The 22,005-nt window shown below is 64.6% G+C and carries 15 protein-coding genes and 3 pseudogenes; 6 read left to right on the top strand and 12 right to left on the bottom strand.

The genetic code is table 11. The features are described 5' to 3' along the window. Positions 1–16 precede the first annotated feature (16 nt). Positions 17–4,783 (bottom strand): annotated as a pseudogene (locus HK436_RS09010) (NAD-glutamate dehydrogenase). Positions 4,784–4,907: 124 nt separating this feature from the next. On the opposite strand from HK436_RS09010, the gene HK436_RS09005 reads away from it, so the two are divergent. After that, a complete protein-coding gene (locus HK436_RS09005; RefSeq protein ID WP_173188987.1) occupies positions 4,908–5,474 on the top strand; it encodes a peroxidase-related enzyme in 567 nt (188 codons plus the stop codon). A gap of 478 nt (positions 5,475–5,952) precedes the next feature. Here the strand turns inward: HK436_RS09005 and HK436_RS09000 are convergent, their stop codons facing one another. From HK436_RS09000 to HK436_RS08980, 5 genes are all read right to left on the bottom strand, one after another. Further along, positions 5,953–6,567 carry a LysE family translocator gene (locus HK436_RS09000; RefSeq protein WP_173188985.1) on the bottom strand — a complete coding sequence of 205 codons (615 nt, stop codon included), beginning with the start codon at positions 6,565–6,567 and terminating at the stop codon, positions 5,953–5,955. A 27-nt stretch (positions 6,568–6,594) separates the two neighbouring features. Continuing rightward, positions 6,595–7,206: a LysE family translocator gene (locus HK436_RS08995; protein WP_173188983.1), complete on the bottom strand. Its 612-nt coding sequence runs from the start codon at positions 7,204–7,206 to the stop codon at positions 6,595–6,597. Between the two features lie 52 nt (positions 7,207–7,258). Next, positions 7,259–7,924 (bottom strand): DUF1062 domain-containing protein, encoded by a 666-nt coding sequence (locus HK436_RS08990; RefSeq protein ID WP_173188981.1) that lies wholly within the window; start codon positions 7,922–7,924, stop codon positions 7,259–7,261. 431 nt (positions 7,925–8,355) lie between these two features. Beyond that, positions 8,356–10,182 (bottom strand): translational GTPase TypA, encoded by a 1,827-nt coding sequence (gene typA, locus HK436_RS08985; protein WP_173188979.1) that lies wholly within the window; start codon positions 10,180–10,182, stop codon positions 8,356–8,358. A gap of 163 nt (positions 10,183–10,345) precedes the next feature. Next, positions 10,346–11,536 carry an acyltransferase family protein gene (locus HK436_RS08980; RefSeq protein WP_173188977.1) on the bottom strand — a complete coding sequence of 397 codons (1,191 nt, stop codon included), beginning with the start codon at positions 11,534–11,536 and terminating at the stop codon, positions 10,346–10,348. A gap of 138 nt (positions 11,537–11,674) precedes the next feature. Here HK436_RS08980 and HK436_RS08975 point away from each other — a divergent pair, with 138 nt between their 5' ends. Continuing rightward, the gene (locus HK436_RS08975; protein WP_173188975.1) at positions 11,675–12,562 is read left to right on the top strand and encodes a LytTR family DNA-binding domain-containing protein; all 888 of its coding nucleotides are present in this window, start codon (positions 11,675–11,677) and stop codon (positions 12,560–12,562) included. A 67-nt stretch (positions 12,563–12,629) separates the two neighbouring features. Here HK436_RS08975 and HK436_RS08970 read toward each other — a convergent pair whose 3' ends face one another. Continuing rightward, positions 12,630–14,201: an alkaline phosphatase D family protein gene (locus HK436_RS08970; RefSeq protein ID WP_376769155.1), complete on the bottom strand. Its 1,572-nt coding sequence runs from the start codon at positions 14,199–14,201 to the stop codon at positions 12,630–12,632. A gap of 253 nt (positions 14,202–14,454) precedes the next feature. On the opposite strand from HK436_RS08970, the gene HK436_RS08965 reads away from it, so the two are divergent. Beyond that, positions 14,455–14,703 (top strand): hypothetical protein, encoded by a 249-nt coding sequence (locus HK436_RS08965; protein WP_173188971.1) that lies wholly within the window; start codon positions 14,455–14,457, stop codon positions 14,701–14,703. Positions 14,704–14,707: 4 nt separating this feature from the next. Here the strand turns inward: HK436_RS08965 and HK436_RS08960 are convergent, their stop codons facing one another. Continuing rightward, positions 14,708–16,765, bottom strand: coding sequence for a M3 family metallopeptidase (locus tag HK436_RS08960; protein ID WP_173188969.1), 2,058 nt, complete (start codon positions 16,763–16,765; stop codon positions 14,708–14,710). 151 nt (positions 16,766–16,916) lie between these two features. Here HK436_RS08960 and HK436_RS08955 point away from each other — a divergent pair, with 151 nt between their 5' ends. Further along, the gene (locus HK436_RS08955; RefSeq protein WP_173188967.1) at positions 16,917–17,390 is read left to right on the top strand and encodes a MarR family winged helix-turn-helix transcriptional regulator; all 474 of its coding nucleotides are present in this window, start codon (positions 16,917–16,919) and stop codon (positions 17,388–17,390) included. Positions 17,391–17,423: 33 nt separating this feature from the next. Further along, a pseudogene (locus HK436_RS08950) lies at positions 17,424–18,652 on the top strand (multidrug effflux MFS transporter). A gap of 4 nt (positions 18,653–18,656) precedes the next feature. Here HK436_RS08950 and HK436_RS08945 read toward each other — a convergent pair. The 4 genes and pseudogenes from HK436_RS08945 to HK436_RS08930 form a co-directional block, all read right to left on the bottom strand. Next, on the bottom strand, positions 18,657–19,301 hold the full coding sequence (locus HK436_RS08945) for a carbonic anhydrase (RefSeq protein WP_173188965.1): 645 nt from the start codon (positions 19,299–19,301) through the stop codon (positions 18,657–18,659). A 45-nt stretch (positions 19,302–19,346) separates the two neighbouring features. Continuing rightward, positions 19,347–20,104: pseudogene (locus tag HK436_RS08940) on the bottom strand (DUF429 domain-containing protein). Beyond that, positions 20,101–20,985: a pyridoxal kinase PdxY gene (pdxY, locus tag HK436_RS08935; RefSeq protein ID WP_173188963.1), complete on the bottom strand. Its 885-nt coding sequence runs from the start codon at positions 20,983–20,985 to the stop codon at positions 20,101–20,103. Before pdxY ends, HK436_RS08940 begins: the two are co-directional and overlap by 4 nt. Before the next feature lie 4 nt (positions 20,986–20,989). Next, positions 20,990–21,220, bottom strand: a complete 231-nt coding sequence (locus HK436_RS08930; RefSeq protein WP_173188961.1) for a hypothetical protein — start codon at positions 21,218–21,220, stop codon at positions 20,990–20,992. Between the two features lie 140 nt (positions 21,221–21,360). On the opposite strand from HK436_RS08930, the gene HK436_RS08925 reads away from it, so the two are divergent. After that, complete coding sequence (locus tag HK436_RS08925) at positions 21,361–21,990, top strand: LemA family protein (RefSeq protein ID WP_173188959.1); 630 nt, start codon at positions 21,361–21,363, stop codon at positions 21,988–21,990. Positions 21,991–22,005: the final 15 nt, after the last annotated feature.

The raw sequence follows: 22,005 nt of genomic DNA, 5'->3' as shown, positions 1-22,005 counted from the left end.
CGTCGCCCGGTTGCTCTTATCCCAGATCGGACATCAGGCCGGACGCGACCGTGAGGCGCGAGACCGTGAGCTCCCCACCCTCGGTCAGTGCCTGCAGCCGGTCGCGTACGCGGGCGACGCGTTCGCCACCGGCCTCCAGCCAGGTCGCAACCGGGTCGGTCTGCTTGCCGAAGCGGGAGAGAGCGGCGGCGGCCATATCGTTGCGGGCGGTGCTGATCGTCTCCGTGGCACGCGAGAGCGCCAGCCCGTCATAATAGTCGGACGGGGTGATCGCGCGCGCGGCATCCGAGATGCGGCCGATGCGGAAAGCGTCGGTGACGGCGAAGAATGCCTGCGCCGCCTCGACCAGGCCGGACTTTGCATCCCGCGCGACCCGGGCAATGTCTGGCACCAACTCAGCGATGGGCAGGAAGGCGACACGCTTGGCCAGCGCCTCCGGCGCGCCCGCCTTGAACAGCTCGTGGGTACGCTCCTCCAGCCGGTCTCCGGTAAAGGACGGCAACATCGCGCCGATGCGGCCCTCGAGTGCCTTGCGCGCGGCGCGCAGCGTCGCGATGCGCTCGCCCAGCGGGGCGGCGTTGTCGTCGTGCTTGAGGAACCACGTGGTCGCCGAATGCACCAGCCGCCCGACCGACTGGTAGAGTTCGAGCTGGAGGTTGCCGTCCACCTTGTTGTCGAGCGCGTCGATCTCGCTGTAGAGCGCCGGCAATTCGAAACCGTCGCGCACCACCGAGAAGGCAGCGACGGCTTCGGCCGCCGCGCAGCCGGTCAAATCCTGCATGCGCGTGATGAAGGACGGCCCGCCACGATTGATAACATCGTTGCCAACCACCGTCGCGACGATCTCGCGCCGCAGCCGGTGTCCTTCGATTTCGGTCGCATATTTCTTGGCCATGCGGGCCGGGAAATAGCCCATCAGGTCGGCATGGAAATGCGGATCGTCGGGCAGCTTGCTGGCCACGATGTCGTCAAACAGGACGATCTTGGCATAGGCGAGCAGTACGCCGATCTCGGCGCGGGTCAGCGGCTCGCCGCGCGCCTCGCGCTCGGCCAGTGCGGCACTGCTCGGCAGCACCTCGACCACCCGGTCGAGCTGCCCCCGCCCCTCCAGCGCTTGCATGAAGCGCTCCTGATGAGCAAGATCGGCCAACCCGCGCCGGCGGGTGAGCGAGATCGACAGCGTCTGCTCGTAATTGTTGGCGAGCACCAGCGCCGCTACCTCTTCGGTCATCTCGGCGAGCAGCTTGTCGCGCGCGGGCCGTGTGAGCGAGCCCTTGCGCATGGCAGCCGCCAGCGCGATCTTGATGTTGACCTCGACGTCCGACGAATTCACGCCGGCAGAATTGTCGATCGCGTCGGAATTGCAGCGCCCGCCATTGAGGCCATATTCGATGCGCGCGCGCTGGGTCATGCCCAGATTGGCGCCTTCGCCGACAACCTTGGCCCGCACTTCGACGCCGATGATGCGGATTGCGTCGTTGGCGCGATCGCCCACCTCGGCGTTCGATCTCGCCCGCGCCGCGCACATAGGTGCCGATGCCGCCGAACCAGAGCAGGTCCACCGATGCCTTGAGGATGGCATTCATGATCTCGGCCGGCGAGGCCGTCGTCTTGTCGAGCCCGATCGCGTTCATGGCCTGCGGGGTCAGCGAAACCGACTTGGCCGAGCGCGGGATCACCATGCCGCCTTCCGACATGGCCTCGCGGTTGTAGTCCTGCCAGTTGAGCTGCGGGTTCTCGAACAGCCGCTTGCGCTCGGCGAAGGATTTCGCCTCGTCCGGGTTGGGGTCGATAAAGATGTCGCGATGGTCGAACGCTGCGATGAGCCGGATGCAGGGCGACAGCAGCATACCGTTGCCGAACACGTCGCCCGACATGTCGCCGACGCCGACCACCGTGAAGGGTTCGGTCTGGATGTCGCGGTTCATCTCGCGGAAATGCCGCTTCACCGCCTCCCACGCACCGCGCGCGGTGATGCCCATCTTTTTGTGGTCGTAACCGGCCGACCCGCCCGAGGCGAAAGCGTCGTCGAGCCAGAAGTCATGCGACTGGCTGATCGCGTTTGCGGTGTCAGAGAACGTCGCCGTACCCTTGTCGGCCGCGACCACGAAATAGGGATCGTCACCATCGCGGCGGATCACGCCCTTCGGCGGCACGACCTTGTCGCCGTGGAGATTGTCGGTGATCGACAGCATCGTCGAGATGAAGTTGATGTAGGCCTTCTTGCCGGCCTCGAAGATTTCGGCGCGGCTGCCGCCTGTCGGAAGCAAGCGCGGGTAGAAGCCGCCCTTGGCGCCCACCGGCACGATCACGGCATTCTTGACCTGCTGCGCCTTGACGAGGCCTAGCACCTCGGTGCGGTAGTCCTGGGCCCGGTCCGACCAGCGCAGTCCACCGCGCGCCACGGCGCCGAAACGCAGATGCACGCCCTCGACCTCGGAGCCGTAGACGAATATCTCGCGCCATGGGCGCGGCTCCGGCAGGCCGGAAACGGCCCGCGAATCGAGCTTGATCGCAAGCGAACGCGGACCTTCGGATGAAACCGAAAAATAGTTGGTGCGCAACGAGGATTCGATAAGGTTCTGGTAGCGGCGCAGGATCGTGTCGTCGTCGAGGTTCGGCACCGCGTCGAGCGCATCCTTGATCGCCGCCTTGATGTGAAGGGCGGTGACTTCACCCTCCTTCTGCATGGCCGGGTCGAACCGCGCCTCGAAAAGCTGGAACAGCGCCCGCGCTATGTCGGGGTATCGGTTGAGCACGGCAGCGATGAAATCCTGGCTCTGCGGAATGCCGGCCTGCTGGAGGTAGCGCCCGTAGGCCCGCAGGAGCTGTATCTGATGGGCGCCCATGCCCGCGGTCTGCACCAGCGCGGCATAGGCGTCGTTGTCGGTTTCGCCGCGCCAGACCGACAGGAAGACCTCCTCCAGCAACGCGCCGCCGTCGGAAAGGTCGATCGGCTGCCCGAAGCCGTTGACCAGCTCCATGTCGTGGACGAAGGTCGGAGCCGCACCCTCCTCGGCCTCGATCTCGAACGTGCGCTCGCTGATGACGCGGAAGCCCATGTTTTCGAGAAGAGGCACGCGCTTGGACAGCGCCACCGGCATGCCGTGATGATAGATTTTCAGTCCGGCATCGGAGGGCGTGTGGTCTCCAAGCCTGTAAAAATCGATCGCAATGGGGTTCTCAGGGCCGACATTCGCGATCCTGCCCGCGTCGCGCAGCGCAATGTCTGCCGGGAACGAGTTGCGATAGCTCTGCGGCAGGCGGTTGGCGATGGCGACCATCGCCGGCGCCACACCGGCATCGGCGGCCGCCTCGCGCAGAGCGTCGTCCCAGGTGCGCACGATGGCGCGCAGACCCGCCTCGAGCGCCGCGGTCTCGACCTTGGGGGTCTTGTCCCCCGAGCGGCCGATGATGAAGTGGACGCGGGCGAGACTGCCTTCCGGAAAGGCCGGATAATAAGCCGACAAACGTCCGTCGAAGATCGTCTTGAGGAAATCGCCGATTCGCTCGCGCACGTTGGAATCGTAGCGGTCGCGCGGCACGAAGACGATGACGGAGACGAAGCGGTCGAACTGGTCGACACGGAAGAGTGCCCGCACGCGCGGCCGCTCGCCCAGCGCCAGGATCGCCTCCGCATGCTTGCGCAAAATCGGAACGCTGATCTGGAACAGCTCGTCGCGCGGATAGGATTCCAGAACGTTGATGAGCGCCTTGCCGGAATGGTCGCCCGGATCGAACCCCGACCGCGCGATGACCGCGTTGGCCTTCGAGCGCAGATAGGGGATCTTCATCACCGAGCGCGTATAGGCCGTCGAGGTGAACAGGCCGACGATCCGCAATTCGCCGGTCAGCTTGCCTTTCGCGTCGAAGGTCTTGACCCCGATATAATCGAGATAGATGCGCCGGTGGACGACCGACTTTGCGTTCGCCTTGGTCACCAGCAGCGGCTCCGGCCCGTGCAGGAATGCGCGGATCTCGGGCGTGGTGGTCACCGGCTCGGCGCCGCGACGCAAAACCCGCACATCAGGGTCCGCGAGAATGCCGAGGCCTACCTTCTTGGTGCGCTCGAGCGAGCCGCTCTTCTCGCCCCGACATATTTGAACTCGCGCATGCCGAGGAAGGTGAAATTGTCGTCGCGCAGCCATTCCAGGAACGCGATGCTCTCGGTCACCTCGTCCTTGTCGAGCGGCACCGGCACGTAGCGGAAATCGTGGATCGCCTGGTCGAGCCGGGCAAGCATCGGCTTCCAGTCGCTGACGGCGGCCCGCACCTGCGAGAGGATATGCGCCAGCCGGCCTCTGAGCGCATCCGCCGCTTCCTTGCCCATGCGGGCGACATGCACATGGATGAGACTGACGCGGTCCGCGTGAGGGTCGGACTTGCCAGCCGACCCGTCGCCGACCAGATCGGCTACCCCGTTCTTGTCGTGCTTGACCAGAATGACCGGGTGCAGCACCAGCGACGCCTCGCCGGCGCTCTCCGCGATCTCGCCGGTAATCGAATCGAACAGGAACGGCATGTTGTCGTTGACGATGGTGATCGCCGAAACCGGGCGGCCGTGCCGCAGGAGCGCCGGGTCCTCGTCGATGGAGATCACGCTGTCGCCGCGCTTGTGCCGCTTCAGGGCGGCGTGGGCCAGCGCCGCTGCATGTTCGAAGACGCCGGGATCGTAATCGGAAAGGTCTTCGGCCGGGGCCCTTGCCTTGAGGAAGGCCGCAAGCTTCTCCACTTCAGCCGTTTTCGACTTTGTGGCGGTCGGCTTCCTGGTGCCCGCAACCATGGCGATTCCCTCTCCCAAATAATACTTTTGTCGGTATCGTAGCAGACAAAAACGGTTTGACGAGCCGGGTTGACCACCGGCGCGCGGCGAATATGCAGACAAGCGATGAAAGGGAGATGAAGCGATGGGCGAAAAGGTGACGGCGCTAGATCTGGCGCAGGAGGGCGAGCTTTCCGATGCGACGAAGGCCTATTTCGCCAAATGCGAGGAGAAGCTTGGCCTCGTGCCCAACGTGCTTCTGGCCTATGCGTTCAACGAAAAGAAGCTGCGCGCCTTCACCGACATGTACAACGACCTGATGCTTGGCGATTCGGGTCTATCCAAGCTCGAGCGCGAGATGATCGCGGTCGCCGTGTCGTCGGTGAACCATTGCTACTACTGCCTCACGGCCCACGGCGCGGCGGTGCGCCAGCTCTCCGGGGACCCGGCGCTCGGCGAGATGATGGTGATGAACTATCGCGCAGCCGATCTGACAGCGAAGCAGAAAGCCATGCTCGATTTCGCCGTGAAGCTGACCGAGCGGCCCGACACGATCGAGGAGGCCGACCGGCAGGGCCTGCGCGATGCCGGCTTTTCCGAGCGCGACATCTGGGACATCGCCTCGACCGCCGCCTTCTTCAACATGTCCAACCGCGTCGCGGCCGCCATCGACATGCGCCCCAACGCCGAATACCACGCCATGGCACGGTAAACGATGAGCATAGATACGTCAGGCACCTGGTGGGTTGGCAGCGAGCCGAGCGATATCGCGGGCTTCTTGGTAGCCTATGCCCCCAAAGGGTATGAGGTTCACGAACTCCGGTTTGCTCAATGCAACTGCGGATCGTTAGCGTTTCTCTTGGACGCGGACGACAATGAGAGTGTCGCGCGGCGAACGTGTACGAGTTGTGCATCCGAGCATTTCATATGTGACAGCGGCGAATACTGGAACGACGCTGAGCCGGAGCGTCTGAAATGCATTGAATGTGGATCGGAGTCCACCAATGTGGGTGTCGGGTTTTCAATCTATCCCGACCGGGGCGGCATTCGCTGGCTCTACGTCGGGACCCGGTGCACCGCGTGCGGAGTACTGGGCTGCTTCGCCGGTTGGAAAGTTGGTACGTCAGACAGTATGAATCTCTTGGAGTCGGTCTGAACTTTCTGGCTCCATTGGACGCCGATAAGGAACATCACGACCGCGCGGCAATCGCGGCGGCGGCCCCCGCCATGGTTGTCGCCGAGACCCGGTTGGCGATGCGCATGGCGCGTGGGCTGCGCAACAGTAGTCGGGCCTGCACGGCTGCCGCGACCCAGACGAGATCTATGGCGATCAGCACGAGAGCCATCGTCGCCGTCAGCTCGGCCCAGCCGACCAGAGTCACCGTGCCTAGGTCGATGATGGTCGGTAGCAATGCCATGTAGAACATCATGATCTTGGGATTGCCGAGCGTGACGGCCATGCCGGCCATGAACAGCCGCCACGGCGACTCGGCGCGCGGCATCTCGCCTTCGCGGATCGTCACGGGTGCCGTCCACATCTTCCAGGCGAGCCAGCAGAGATAGGCGACGCCCGCCCATTTCAGCACGACAAAGGCCATGTGAAAGGACTGCGCCACGAAGGCGAGGCCGAAAACGGCCATCGACAGCCAGATCGCCTCGCCGATCCACATCGCGGCCAGAAACGGGAAGACGTCGCGAAAGCCCTTGGAGATCACACGCGCCACCAGCGCTGCGATCGAAGGGCCGGGAGAGCCGGCTGCAACCAGCAGGGCACCGGCAAAGAAGACGAGCGAAGTCAGTTCCATTGTTCAGCCCTCCCGGATCACGGGCATCTACCGTGTCGACAGTGCCAGCCGCAGGCCGAGCAGGGCGAACGCGGCGGCGAAGCTCCGCCGCAGCCACGCCATGACGACCGGGCTCGACAGCACACGCCCGCGCACCAGTGCGGCCATCTGGCCGTACATGACGAAGACCACGAAGGTCATCGCCATGAATATCAGGGCGAGCCAGACCATAGTGGCCGTCGGCGCGGCTGCATCAGCCGGCACGAATTGCGGCAGGAAGGCCAGGAAGAAGATCGATAGCTTCGGGTTGAGGATGTTGATCAGCACGCCGCGCCGGGCGATCGCGAAATGCGACAGCCGGGACCGTTCCGGCTGGGCATCGAGCAGGCCGCGCTCCTTCAGCGTGTTCCAGGCCATCCACAAAAGGTAGGCAACACCGGCGAACTTAACGATCTGGAACAGCACCGCGCTGGTGTGCATCAGCGCCGCAAGCCCGAGGATCGCGGCCACCATATGCGGTATGATACCCAGCGTGCAGCCGAAGGCCGCGGCCACCGACGCGGCCCCGCCGCGACCGAGCGCCACCGCAAGCGTGTAGAGAACGCCGGTGCCGGGCGATGCGACGACGATCAGGGCCGTAATCAGAAATGCCAGGTCCACGATGCAGGCCTCCCGATGGAAAACCCGCATCATCGCCGGAAGCCGGACGCTGTCAATCGACCGGCGCGGACGCTGCTGACATCGGAGTGTCAGCCCGTCCGGATGCGGTAGCTCGAAGTAGCGTCGCATCGCTCAGTCCGTCGAGCTTGAGCCATACCCGCTGCCCGTCGCGCACCGGTCTGGCCAGAGCATTCACCGCCGCCGGCTCGAACGTCAGCCATCCGGTTCGCGCCAGCTTTCCGACGGCGCTTCGCGAAACGCCGAGCCCGAGCGCCAGCAGCTTGTCGCACCGTTTGCCCGGCACCGGCGACGGCATGCGTACGGTTATTTCCAGAAGTGCGGCATCAGCCACGCAGGCTGAAACGACCGCCTTCGCGACCGATAGGCCGTGATCGCCACCGTGTTTCCAACGCTTGATGCTGGTCGTGTCGAAAGCGGTTTTCGACGCAAGCCCTGGATCGTTGCGCTGCAATGCGTCGAGCAACGCCGGATCGACCGTGTTTCGGGCCCGGCGCTCGAACACCGGTCGGTTCCAGGTCTGGTCACAGACGGTGCAGCGATAGATCAGCCATGCGTCGAGACGCTTGCCGTTGGCGTTGAGCCGAAATCGCCCGCTGCTCGCGAACGCGCGCTGGTTTTTGCAGCGCGCGCAAGGCAGTATCGGCATGGGTGAGGAGGAAGATGTAATGGTCCAGGTGATGCACAGCGTGCCCGGCATAAACGCTTGCCCTTGAAAAGGGTCCGGCGGGGCATGCGGGGCGAGACGCCTCGAAAGAGGCTCGGTGCGGCGGCGCTAGGAGATGTTCGGAACGGCGTGTCCGGAGGCAGGCGATGCCATACCGGTCTCGAACCGCCGCCCCTCACGAACGAAGACGATCTCGCGGGCCGTTGGCGCGCCCGTTGGGGACTGACGATGAGACCGGTCGTTACTGTGGCAAAGCTCAAGGCGTCCGTACGTTGCGGAAGCGCTTCAATAGGCCCTGAACGCATCGGCGGCAAGCCCGCTCGCGCGACTCGCCAAACGGCGAGCCGTCGAACAGCACACGGGATCAGCCGAAGGCTGCAAGCCCGACCGGGCGTCGCGCCTCGTGGCGCGCCCCCCGCGGGGGCCAGCCGCCGGAAGGCGGCGATGCGGCCCGTGAGCGAAAATTAAGCCGCGCCAGCCGTCCGCTGCTTCTCGAAGCGCTTGCGCTCGTTGGGGTCGAGATAGAGCTTGCGCAGGCGGATCGACTTCGGCGTCACCTCGACCAGCTCGTCGTCCTGGATCCACGACAGCGCGCGCTCCAGCGTCATGCGGATCGGTGGCGTCAGCTTCACCGCCTCGTCCTTGCCGGCAGCGCGGATGTTGGTGAGCTTCTTGCCCTTCAGCACATTGACCTCGAGGTCGTTGTCGCGGCTGTGGATGCCGATGATCATGCCCTGATAGACCTTCACGCCGGGGTCGACCACCATCGGGCCGCGATCCTCCAGGTTGAACAGCGCATAGGCGACGGCCTCGCCCTGGTCGTTGGAGATCAGCACTCCGTTGACGCGGCCGGGCAGCTCGCCTTTGTAGGGCTGGTAGGCGTGGAACAGCCGGTTCATCACCGCCGTGCCGCGCGTGTCGGTGAGCAGCTCCGACTGGTAGCCGATGAGGCCACGGGTCGGCGCGTGGAAGACGAGGCGCTGGCGGTTGCCGCCAGAGGGGCGCAACTCGACCATCTCGGCCTTGCGTTCCGACATCTTCTGAACGACGACGCCGGCATGTTCCTCGTCGACGTCGACGACCACTTCCTCGATCGGCTCGAGCAGGTTGCCGTCCTCGTCCTTCTGCATGACCACGCGAGGACGCGACACGGCAAGCTCGAAGCCTTCGCGGCGCATGGTCTCGATCAGCACGGCGAGCTGCAATTCGCCACGGCCGGAGACGTAGAAGGAATCCTTGTCGGCCGATTCCTCGATCTTGAGCGCGACGTTGCCTTCGGCCTCCTTGAGCAGGCGGTCGCGGATCACGCGGCTCGTCACCTTGTCGCCCTCGGTGCCGGCCAGCGGCGAATCGTTGACGATGAAGGACATCGTCACCGTCGGAGGGTCGATCGGCTGGGCCTGCATCGGCTCGGAAATGGACGGATCGCAGAACGTGTCGGCGACCGTGCCCTTGGAAAGCCCGGCAATGGCGACGATGTCACCGGCCTGTGCTTCTTCGATCGGCTGGCGCTCAAGCCCGCGGAAGGCGAGGATTTTGGAGACGCGGCCGTTCTCGAGCAGCGAACCGTCGTGGTGCAGCACCTTCACCGCCTGGTTCGGCTTGAGCGAGCCCGATTCGATGCGGCCGGTGATGATGCGACCGAGGAAGGGATTGGCCTCGAGAATGGTGCCGATCATGCGGAACGGACCTTCCTTCACCGTCGGCTCCGGCACGTGCTTGAGCACGAGGTCGAACAGCGGCGCCAGCCCGTCTTCCTTCGGTCCCTCCGGCGCTTCCGCCATCCAGCCGTCGCGGCCCGAACCGTATAGGATCGGGAAATCGAGCTGCTCGTCGGTAGCGTCGAGGGCGGCGAACAGGTCGAAAACCTCGTTGACGACCTCGATATGGCGTGCGTCCGGCCGGTCGATCTTGTTGATCGCGACGATCGGCTTGAGGCCGACCTTCAGCGCTTTGCCGACCACGAACTTGGTCTGCGGCATCGGGCCTTCGGCAGCGTCCACCAGCACGATCGCGCCGTCGACCATCGACAGGATGCGTTCCACCTCGCCGCCGAAGTCGGCGTGGCCGGGGGTATCGACGATATTGATGCGCGTATCCTTCCAGTCCACCGACGTGGCCTTGGCGAGGATGGTAATGCCGCGCTCCTTCTCGAGGTCGTTCGAGTCCATCGCGCGTTCGGCGACGCGCTGGTTTTCGCGGAACGAGCCCGACTGTTTGAGCAGTTCGTCGACGAGCGTGGTCTTGCCATGGTCGACATGCGCGATGATCGCGATGTTGCGGAGCTTCATAGGTCTCTCGGAGGTTCGGCAGGCCCGGCAGGGCACGGGCGTTTTCGGTTGCCGCGCTCATACAGGCTTTTTCGCAAATGCGAAAGGGGCTGCCGAACCTTCGGCATTCGAAGCCGAAGGGCCCGCCCCTCCCGCGCACAAAACGGGAGAGGGGCTGGCTTCCTCAAGCCATCGCGCTGGCTGCCGCTGCCCCGCGTCCTTTGCTGGCGCGCTTCAGGCCGAAAAACGGCCGCAGCCACCAGACCCGCCGGATGACATATTCGTGGAGGATCAGGCAGCCGCCGACGGTCGCGACCACGATGATGCTGGCCTCGCCCCATACCGGCAACCCCGAACCTATCATCGCATAGCCGACCACCACGATGATCGTCTGGTGCAGGATGTACCAGGGGAACACCGCCTCGGTCATGTATTTCAGCGCCGGCGAGGTCCAATTGAGGAACCGCCGCGCCAGACCGAGCAACGTTATGATAACGGTCCATGCATAAATCGTGCGAACGACGCCGAAGACCGGCCAGAAACCGTCGATCCGGCGAAGCTCGGCGAGGTTGAGCCTCGCGACAATGATCGTGACGCCGAGCGCCAGGGCGATCGCTCCCGCAACCGGTAGCACACGGTCGACCGCCGACCAGAATGTCTCGTTGCGGGCCGCGAACCAGCCGACCAGCAGCACGGTCAGATAGTTGGCGTGCGTCGCCCAGTCATCGACCATTGCATGGGTTGTCGGGAAGATCGGATTGAGCACGAGAGAGTAGAACACGAAGGGAGCGGCAATGAGCAGGATCGTTGCAGGATGCCGCCGCAGCCAGCCGGTGACGGTGCCGCCGAAATTGCCTTCGACGGTTTTCAGCAGCGGCGCCAGCCCTGCCAGCAGCAACGTATAGACGAGCACATAGGCGACATACCACAGGTGATTCCAGGTCGGCGTGATGATCGAGAAGCCTTCCCCGAAACCGAGATAGCGCGGATAGAAGTCGACGATGCCGCCCCGGAATTCACCCTTGTAGCAGAGCTCGAAATAGGCCTGGGGCACGACCAGCACCAGCATGCCGAAGGCAAGCGGCACGAACAGGCGCGCGCTCCGTTCCGGCAGCAGCGCCTTGAAGCCGCGCGCGTCTACAGCAAAGCGCAGCGCGACACCCGAGATGAAGAACAGGAGCGCGAGACGCCAGGGATTGAGCAGCAACATGACTGGCTCCAGGAACGGTGAGGCGTGATCGCTCTTCACGTGCCAGCCCCACGTCACGTAGAACATGCCGATGTGGTAGAAGATGAGCGCGCCGAAGGCGAGCACGCGCAGCCAGTCGAGATCGTGACGGCGCGTGGATTGCGGAACGGAAATGAGGGCGGACATGAATTGTCTCCGAAAGCTGTGTTGCGGAGCGAGCCTATTCACCAGCGCGCGGCGACGAACAGCGCCGGGTGACGGATGCCGGGCCGGCGGGACGAGCGGCGCGGCGCAATTCGACACCTGTGACCAGCGGCGGCGCGAATGGGACGAACGGCGGCCGCCAGCGGGAGCACCTGTCGCGTCATGACCATGCCGGACGTGTTGAGCGACGATGAGATCGAGCGCCGGATCGGCCGCCGCGTCTTCCTCATCTGTCTGACCTTCTTCCCACTTGTCGCGGCGATCAACGCCGCCTCCTGGTGGACGGACGCCGTGCGCATCGGTCTGGCGGTCGATCCGCTGCAGCCATGGTTCTACGAATTCACCAGCATCGCCGCGATCCTGGCGCTGGCGCCGCTCGTCATCCTGCTTGAAAGGCGGTTTCCGCTGGCCCCTGGGGAACTGCTGCGCTCGCTTGCCATACTGGCGGCCGGGAGCGTCGCGTTCTCCCTGCTGCACATCGCCGGCATGGTCCTGCTGCGCACATTGCTGGCGCCGCTGGTGCTCGGCGGCAATTACTGGTTCTTCGACGACCCGGTCACCGATCTTGTCTATGAATTCCGCAAGGACCTGTTCCCCTATGCCGGCATCATCGCCATCGCGACCCTGTCCCGCAGCGTCGAGGAAAGCAGGCGCGAGGCGGCGGCTACGCGCGCGGAGGCCCGCGAGACCGGGCGGCTGACGTTGAAATCGGGTGGCCGATCCTTCTTCATCGACGCCGGCACCACGCAATGGGCGCGCGCGGCGGGCAACTATGCCGAGATCTGCGCGGGCGGACGGACCCTGCTGCCGCGTGTGACGCTGACGGCACTGGAGCAGCAGCTCCGCGAGGCAGGCGTCGACATGGTGCGGGTCCACCGCTCCCATATCGTCAACCGCTCGATGGTCACCGAAATCGTTCCGGCTGGTGACGGTGATTTCCGCATTCGGCTACGCGACGGCTCGGAGATCAGGGGCTCGCGCCGCTATCGCGACCAGCTCGGAGTCTGACGTTCCTTCAGTATCACAAAAGCCGCCGCTCCTTTCGGCAGCGGCGGCTTCGCAGAAGGCCCTGAAATCAGGTCGAATGCACGGGATCGAGCGTCACGCTGTAGAGTTCGTTATCGTCGCGATCCATCAGCCGAACCGTCATCTGCTCGGTCTGCCCGTCGATGTCCGCGATACCGAAGAACTGCAGCCCGGCCGAGGGCGGCAGGTTGGCGCCTTGTTCTGCCGTAGGGGCCTTCACGTATTTCACCTCGGGTCCGAAGGTCATGTCGAGATCGTTCGGGCCGAAGGTGCCGGCATGGATCGGTCCGGAGATGAATTCCCAGAACGGATTGAAGTCCTGGAACTGCGCCTTGTTCGGATCGTAATAGTGCGCCGCCGTGTAATGGACGTCGGCGGTCATCCACACCGTATTGTCGATACCGGCATTCTTGATGAAGCGCAGCAGGTCGGCGATCTCCAGCTCCCGCCCCTTGGCCGGGCCATGATCGCCATTGGCGATCGCCTCCGCGCCGCTGCTCTCCATGAAATTGTCCCACACGATCACGCCGATCGGCATGTCGGATGCGATCACCTTCCAGGTTGCCCGCGAGTTCGCCAGCTCCCGCTTCAGCCACCGCATTTGCTCCGCGCCAAGAATTCGCGACGCGTCGGTCATTTCCTCTTCCATCGAAGCCCCGTTGGGGCCGCGATAGGAACGCAGGTCCAGGAAGAAGACGTCGAGCAGCGGACCATAGGCTATCTTGCGGTAGACGCGCCCCGGCTCGGCCGGCATGAAGCGGATCGGCGTCATCTCGTGGAAGGCGCGCGCTGCGCGGGCGGTGAGCAGCCCCACCGACTTCTCGCTGTAGCGGTCGTCGCCGGAAAGGTCCTTGGAGCTCGACCAGTTGTTGGTCACCTCGTGATCGTCCCACTGGAAGAAGGTCGGGCACACGGCGTTGAGGGCGCGGCAGTGCTCGTCCATCAGATTGTATTTCCACTGGCCCCGATATTCGTCGAGCGTCTCGGCGACCTTGCGCTTCTCGTCGATAAGCACCTTGTTGACCCATTTGGTGCCGTCCGCGAGCTCGACCTCGTCCTTCATCGGCCCGTCGGCATAGATCGTATCGCCGGAGTGGAGGAAGAAGTCGGGCTCGTGCCCCGCCATCGTCGCATAGGTGTACATGCCCTGATCGTCGATGCCCCAGCCCTGGCCCGCCGTATCGCCCGACCAGGTGAAGCGGACATTGCGGCGCGCCGCCGGCGCGGTCCGGAAACGGCCGATGACAGGCTCCGACATCGCGTTCGTATCCGAAAGATCGACGGCCACCATGCGGTAGAATATCTCCTGGTCGGAAGGCAGGTCCTCGAGCAGGCGCTTCACCGCGAAATCGCTGTCGGGCAGCACGTCGAGCGGCGCCAGACGCTTCGGGTTGGCGAAGCTCTCGGTCGTCGAAACCTCGAACATGACACGCGACGGGCGGTCGGTCCGGGTCCAGATCATGCCCGAACTGGTATCCACGTCGCCGGACTGGACGCCGTGCGTGAAAGCCGGGCGGCTGCTCGCCCGCGACAGCGCCGGCATCGCGAGACCGGAAGCTGCCAGAACGGCGGTGGCGCCGGCGCTCTTCAAAAGCCTGCGCCGGTTAAGGGAGGGGATCATGTTCATGGCTCTCATCCTGATGGCTGGAAACCACGGCAACGTCCCCGAGCAAGGTTGCAGGCATTTGTCCGCTGCATGAATTTTTGCTGACTGTTCCGTGACTGTGGAAAGCCATTGACTGGAAACGGCATGCGCGCCGGCAAACCGGCTGTCTGCTTTGCCAAAACGACGACGCGGGCATCTGCGTTAACGAAAGCTTGAAACATTCTTAACGCTTGTGCGTTACCGTGGCGAAGATCGACACGAGGTCACGATGACGACGCCCGCATGGGTTCTCAAACTTGCCGCAGCAGCAGTCATTCCCGTTATGGTCGGAATGGGGGTTGCCCTTTCCGCGCCCGCCCCACGGGTGGATACGACAGATATCCTTCGCGACGACACCTACCGCCCCGGCACCGAGGGCGTTGATTTCGCGTCCGTCACCGGGCCTCTCGCCCCACGCGACGGCAGGAAGCCTGCCTGCGCGGACCCGGCAAGCGGCCTAGCACCCTGCCTGAAGTAGCGGGCTAGATCAGCCCGCGTTTCTCCATCATCGCCTCGGGCGATGGCATCTTGCCGCGGAATGCGGTGTAGAGTTCTTCCGGGTCTCTTGAGCCGCCCGCTGAATAGATGAAGGTCCGCAGCTTGCCGGCCATCTCCGGATCGAACACGCCGCCTGTTTCCTCGAATACCGAGAACGCGTCCGCGTCGAGAACCTCCGACCACATGTAGGAATAATAGCCGGCGGAATAGCCGTCGCCTGAGAACACGTGCAGGAAATGCGGCGTGCGATGGCGCATGACGATCTCGTCCGGCATGGCGAGCCTGCGCAGCGTCTCAGCCTCGAATGCCCCAGGGTCTTCCGGGGCATCCGCTTCCGCGTGATAGGCCATGTCGACCAGCGCGCTTGACGTGAACTCCACCGTGGCGAAGCCCGCGTTGAAGGTGCGCGCAGCCAGCATCTTGTCGAGCAGTGCCTTGGGCATCGGCGCGCCGGTGCGATAGTGCAGCGCGTGCTTTTCCAGGATTTCAGGCACTGTCAGCCAGTGTTCATAGAGCTGCGAGGGCAGCTCCACGAAATCGCGCGACACCGAGGTTCCCGCCACCGACGGCCATGTGACGTCGGTCAGGATGCCGTGCAGCGCGTGGCCGAACTCATGGAACAGCGTGCGCGCATCGTCCATCGACAGAAGCGCCGGCTGCCCCTTGGGCGGCTTGGCGAAGTTCATCACGTTGTAGATGATCGGCGACGCCCCATCTCCTAGCCGGTAGCCGCTTTCCAGCGAGCTCATCCAGGCGCCGGAGCGCTTGGATGGCCGGTTGAAATAATCGGCCAGAAAGGTAGCACGATGCGAGCCGTCGGCATTCTTCACCTCGAAGACGCGCACGTCCTCGTGCCAGGCCGCGATGATGCCCTTCTTCTCCTCAAAGGTCAGCCCGAAGAGCCGGTTAGCGACATCGAAGCACGCATCGATGATCCGGTCGAGCTGGAGGTAGGGTTTCAGCTCGGCCTCGTCGAAGGCGTATTTCTCCGCGCGCAGCTTCTCCTGCCAGTAGCGCCAGTCGGCTGCGGCGATCTTGTCGTTGCTGCCTGCGGCCAGCGCGATGCGCTCCAGCTCCGCCTTGTCGGCAGCTGCCTTTTCGCGCGCCTTCTCCCAGACCGGAACCAGCAGCTCCATCACCGCTTCGGGCGTCTTCGCCATCGTGTCGTCGAGCTTCAACGCGGCATAGCTGGTATAACCCAGCAGCTTCGCCTTCTCCGCCCGCAGCGCCAGCGTCTCCTTCACGATCGCGCCATTGTCGGTCTCGCCGCCGTTCTCCCCGCGCGACGTGAAAGCCGCGAACGCTTTTTCGCGCAGGTCCCGCCGTGCGGAGAACGTCAGGAACGGCTCGATGATAGAGCGGGAAAGCGTGACCGCGAAGCGCCCTGCCTGACCACGCGATTCGGCAGCTTCAGCCATCGCATCCTTGAGGAAGTCCGGCAGGCCGGCGAGATCGTCGCCATCGTCGAGGAACAGCGCCCATTCGGCCTCGTCGGCCAGCACATTCTGGCCGAACTGCGCACCCAGCGAAGCGAGCCTCTCGCCGATCGCTGCCAGCCTCTTCTTATCTTCGGCTCCAAGCTTCGCACCGGCCTTGACGAAGCGCTTCCACGTCTTCTCGAGCACGCGTGCAGTCTCCGCGTCGAGCCCCAGCGCGTCACGCCGCGCGTAGAGCGAATCGATGCGTGCGAACAGCGCCTCGTTCATGTAGATCGCCGAGAAATGGCGCGACATCTTCGGCGCGATCTCGCGTTCGAGCGCCTGTATCTGCGGGTTGGTATGCGCCCCAGCCCGACCCCAGAAAATCGCCGAGACCCGGCCGAGCGCCTCGCCAGCCAACTCCAGCGCCTCCAGCGTGTTGGCAATGGTCGGCTCCTGCTCGTTGCCGGCAATCGCTGCGATCTCGGTCTCATGTGCGGCCAACGCCGCGTCGAAGACCGGAGCGAACTGATCATCGCTGATCGCCGTGAAATCAGGCAGGCCGAGAGGCGCCGTCCAATGCGTCAGCGGATGGCGGTCAAGATCGATTGCTTCGGTGGACATGCGGAACCTCGGAGAAGAATGCGCGAACGGCGCTGGAACGTCGTGCCTGATTTAGGTGCCGCGCCACGCAAGCGCAACGCCGCGCCGCCCCGATCCTTGACGGCAAAGGGCCGCGCCGATAAGAAACCGAGATAATAAGGATATCTTACGAATGCCCGCAAGGTTCGATCCAGACGCGATCGGCTTCCTGATCACCGATGTCGCCCGCCTGCTGCGCGCCGAATTCGACCGCCGAACGGCCAATAGCGGCCTCGGCCTGACGCCGGGCGACGCGCGCACGCTCGTCAACGCCGCCCGCGCCGGTGGGGTCAGGCAGACCGTGCTCGCCGAGCGCATGGGCGTGGAGGCGATGACGCTGTCCGCCTATCTTGACCGGCTGGAAGCCCATGGTCTCGTGCGCCGCGACCCCGACCCGAGCGACCGCCGCGCCAAGCTTGTCGAGGTCACGGAAGCGGCACAGCCGGTGCTTGAGGAGATTTCGAGGATTGGCGCTGAGCTGCGCACGGACATCTCCGTCTCGCTTGCGCCTAAGCAGCTCGAAGAGATTCGCGACGGGTTGAAAACGATGCGCACGACCCTGGCCGGCATGCGCCCGGACTTCGGGAAAGGAAGTTCCAGCACATGAACGTCCATCCGACCCCCGGTCGCCGCACCCTTGATGAGCGAACGTCGGGTCAGCCTGCTCGGCGCGCTGCTTGTCGCAATCGGCCCCATATCGATGGCCTTGTTCACCCCGGCCATGACCGAGATCGTGCGCGCCTTCGGCACCACCGAAGCGGCTGTGAAGATGACGCTGTCGCTTTATTTTGCCGGCTTCGCGCTTGCCCAGCTCGTCTGCGGCCCGCTCTCCGACGGCTTCGGGCGCAAGCCCGTGGCGCTCGCCTTCATGGGCATCTATCTGCTCGCGAGTGCGCTGGCCCTTTTTGCCCCGACCATCGAATTCCTGATCGCCGCCCGCTTCCTGCAGGGTATCGGCGCAGCGGTCGGCGTTGCCATCTCGCGTGCCGTCGTGCGCGACCTTTTCACCAACGAGCGCTCGGCCCGGATCATGAACCTGATCGGCATGATCCTCGGCATCGGCCCGGCCTTCGCGCCGACGCTGGGCGGCATAACGATGGAACTTTTCGGCTGGCATTCGATCTTTGCGCTGATGCTGCTGTTCGGCATCGTCATCGTGCTGGTCATCCATTTCATGCTCGTCGAAACGGTGGTTCGCGACGTCTCGCGCATCCGCCCCCGCGCGCTGGTCCGCTCCTATGGCCAGCTTCTGCGCAGCGGCTACTTCATGTCGTCGGGTCTGGCGCTGGGCGGCGCGATTGGCGCCTTCTACACGCTCGCCGTCGTGCTGCCCTTTATCCTGATGGGTCGGGTGGGCCTGTCGCCGACGCAGTTCGGCCTCGGCATGCTCTTTCAATCGGGAGCCTTCTTCGCCGGTTCTCTGGTCGTGCGGCGCGCGATGGGCGTTTATGGCGCCTATCGCATCATGCCGGCAGGGCTTGCCTTCATCGCGGCCGGCAGCCTCGCGCTGGCGGTGCTGCTGCGGGTGATGGAGCCGTCGTTCATCATCGTGATGGGGCCCGTTGCGCTCTATGCCTTCGGCGCAGCCTTTATCCTGCCCGCGATGTCCACCGCATCGCTCGCACCCTTCCCGCACATCGCGGGCGCGGCGCGCGGCTGGGCGGCTTCCTGCAAATGGGTGGCGGGTTGGTTGGCGGGCTGCTGGCGGCTCTCTTCGACGATCCGGTGACTGCGATCGCCACTGTAGTGCCGGGCCTCGGGATCCTGGCGATCCTGTGCTGGGCGTGGTGGCGCTCGCTGCCCGAACCCGCGATGGCAAGCGTCGTTCTGGCCCGCACGGCCGAGACCCAGCCGCCTCCGGCCGAATAGCGGGTCAGTCGACCTCGGGTCGCTGGAAGTCCCCGCTCTCGGGATTCATGGTCCACAATTCGCCGGTCGAAATATCGAACCACGCGCCATGCAGGCTCAACCGTTCCTTGCGCTCGAGGATCGAGACGCAGGGAAAGGTGCGCAGGTTGGCGATCGAATAGCGGATGGAGATGCGCTCGAGAGCCGTCTGACGCTCCGATGCCGTCATCATCGCATTGCCGGCTACCGTCTCCGCCGCCGGCGCGACGAGGTTCATCCATTTGCCGATGAAATCGCCCGGCGAGAGCGGCTCCGCGGTTGGCGAAAGCGCTGCCTGGATGCCGCCACAGCGCCCATGGCCAAGCACGACGATGTGCTTGACCTTCAGGCTCTGCACCGCGAATTCCAGCGCGGCGGAAGTTGAGTGATGCTTGCCGTCCGGCGCGTAGGGCGGCACCAGATTGGCGACGTTGCGGACGACGAAGAGTTCGCCCGGTCCGGTATCGAATATGGTCTCGGGCGCGGCGCGTGAATCGCAGCAGGCGATGACCATCGTTTCTGGCGTCTGGCCTTCGCGGGCGAGCTCGCGGTAGCGGTCGCGCTCGGCAGCGTAGCGGCCACGCATGAAGGCGCTGTAGCCTTCGAGGAGTCTTTGCGGCAGATGTTCCATGCCCTTGCCACTAGCCGCAAACCGCCGGACGTGCAATCGCCTTGCTCAGATCCAGATGGCGATGGGGATGCCATGTGCATCTTCAAGCGGCGGATCGGGAAATGGAACAGCTTCGCCCCGCGCATATCGCTCGGCGACCAGAAGCACCGCGCAGGCATCCAGAAAGTCGTCTTCCGCGGCACCGCGCGGCGGCGAGGCCGACACAAATGCTTCCGGCAGGCCGCACCGTGCCAGCAGCGCCTTGCGCTCGGCCATGCCCGGCGCGTTGACCCGCCCCTTCACCTTCTTCGGCAGGCTCATCGCCTGTTCGCCGTTGAGGCGCCAGAATGCGGCTTCGGGATGGGATTCGATGACGCGTGCCCGCAGGTCCGGACGACCTATCATCAATCTGTCCAGCTCGCGGATCTTCGAGAAGATGCCGAAGGCCTGAATGGAAACTCCCCGCGGCGGATCGGATGTTTCACGCGCGACCGCGCTTGCCTGCCGATGCGCTGCGTACCACGCTTCGATGCCATAAAAGGACCGGTCCGCGCATACACGGCCGCGCGCGACGGTATCGAGAACACGCTTGATTGGCGCGCGCCCAGATGCCGCCGCACCAGCGGTTCCGGACCCCTGCCACCCCTCCCGGTTGTCTCCGGCAGCCCGATGGGCATATCGACGGCAATCGTCGCGTCAGGCGGCAGGAAATCGACGAGCGTGGCGAAATCGCCGAAGACCGCCACCTCCACCGTACTGTCCGGCCGGCGGATCGCCGCGACCCAGCCGGCTTTGCAGCCGTCAACGCCGGCGCAACTTCTCATGCACGCCTTTCGCCGTCGGGATGCACCAGCCGTCGCATCTGCACCATTGCCATTGGATGCACGAGGCTTTGAGCGTCGGTTTCCAGCATCAGTTCGTCGGCCTGGCGTTTGACCGCGCGCGCCACCACCTCGAACACCGACGCCGCCGTTATCTGCAGCGCCTTCTCCGCACTGCGACCTTCCATCAGCCTTGCCAGAAACAGGGCAGCGGCGAGATCGCCGGTGCCATTGGGCGGCTTGGGCACGGAGCGATGCTCGGCAAGCACCATCTCGCGCGGCGTCACCAGCAGGTTGCCGATCGAGCCGGCCATCAGCGCATGAGCCGACGTGACCAGCATTCGCGACGGCCCCATGCGCAGCGCGGCCTGTCCTATGGCGCGGTTGTCGCCGAGCGTCTCGCCGGCAAGCCATTCGAGCTCGAAGCGGTTTGGCGTGGCGATGTCAGCAAGCGGCATCAGCAGGTCGCGCATGGCGGCAGCCGTCGCCTCCGGGACATAGAGGCCGCCGGCATCGCCCATCACAGGGTCGCACAGATAGAGTGCTTCCGGATTGCGCGCCTTGACCGCCGACACCAGCGACGCGACGGCGACGGCCTGATCGGCATCGCCGAGATAGCCGGAAAGGACCGCACCCACTTCGCCGATCCATGGAGATGACTCGAGATCGCGCACCAGCGCCGCGAATTGATCCGGGTCCGGAACGATCCTTGTCGCGGCTCCATGCCCCGGATGCCACGGCAGTACCACAGTCGGCACCGCCCAGACCGGGAAGCCGAGTTGTTGCAGGGCGAATACGGCCGCCCGGTTGCCGACCGCGCCGCGCGCGACGTGGCTGGAAACGACGATGACGGCGCTGCGCCCGCCCGGTCCCTCGCTTGTCATTGTCTCAGCCGCCACTTGCCGTGAAGTCGATCAGCCACCAGACGAGATAGAGCAGCAAGGCGAGCCCGAACCATCGGCCGATGCGCGTACCCCACAATTCGGCCCAGTCCTTTTCCTCGGCGTCGCGTCCAGTCATGTGGTCCTTCACGCGACCGGCCATCGTCGGTTCGCTCTCGGTGCCGACGCGCCCGATGATGCGCTGCGATTCCGCTTTCCTGTCGTCGTCCCGGCCCATCCGCGGCCCTTTCCTTGGCTGCGCGGACCTTAGACGCTTGGCGCCGCCGCGCACAAGCGCAAGCAGATTTGCGATAGCGCATTTTCGCCGCGCGCGAATGTCGCTAAGGTCTTTGCCTCCATAACCTCGGGGACCGAATCATGTCGTCACGCGCCATTTCCCTTTCCCTGCCACGGCCTGCTCTGTCTGCGCTGCTTCTCGCCCTGATGCTGCCGCTGCTTTCGGCCTGCGGTTTCAACACGATCCCCACCAACGAGGAACGCGCCAAGGCCGCCTGGAGCGAGGTGCTCAATCAGTATCAAAGGCGCGCCGACCTGATACCCAATCTAGTCGAGACCGTGCGCGGCTATGCGGCCCACGAACGCGAAGTTCTTGAGGCGGTGGTGAAGGCCCGCGCCCAGGCGACCCAGGTGCAGGTCTCGCCGGAGCTACTGCAGGACCCCGCAGCATTCGAGGCATTCCAGCAGAGCCAATCCCAGCTTACCGGCGCTCTGTCGCGGCTGCTTGCCGTCGTCGAGAATTATCCCGACCTCAAGGCCAACCAGAACTTCCTGGCATTGCAGGCCCAGCTCGAAGGCACCGAGAACCGCATCGCGGTCGCGCGGCGCGACTACATCGAAGCGGTACGCGTCTACAACACGTCCCTGAGAACCCTGCCGTCGATGATATGGGCCAAGATCTGGTTCACCGACAACGAGCCTTTCCAGAACTTCACAGTCGCCGAGGACAAGCTGGAGGTGCCGCAGGTGAACTTCGGCAACGACGGCTAGGCGGGCTACGCACAT

The organism is Neoaquamicrobium sediminum (genome assembly GCF_013240295.1).
GTDB lineage: Bacteria > Pseudomonadota > Alphaproteobacteria > Rhizobiales > Rhizobiaceae > Aerobium > Aerobium sediminum.
The sequence above is the reverse complement of the archived record's forward strand: the minus strand, read 5'-3'. Positions and strand labels throughout refer to the sequence as shown.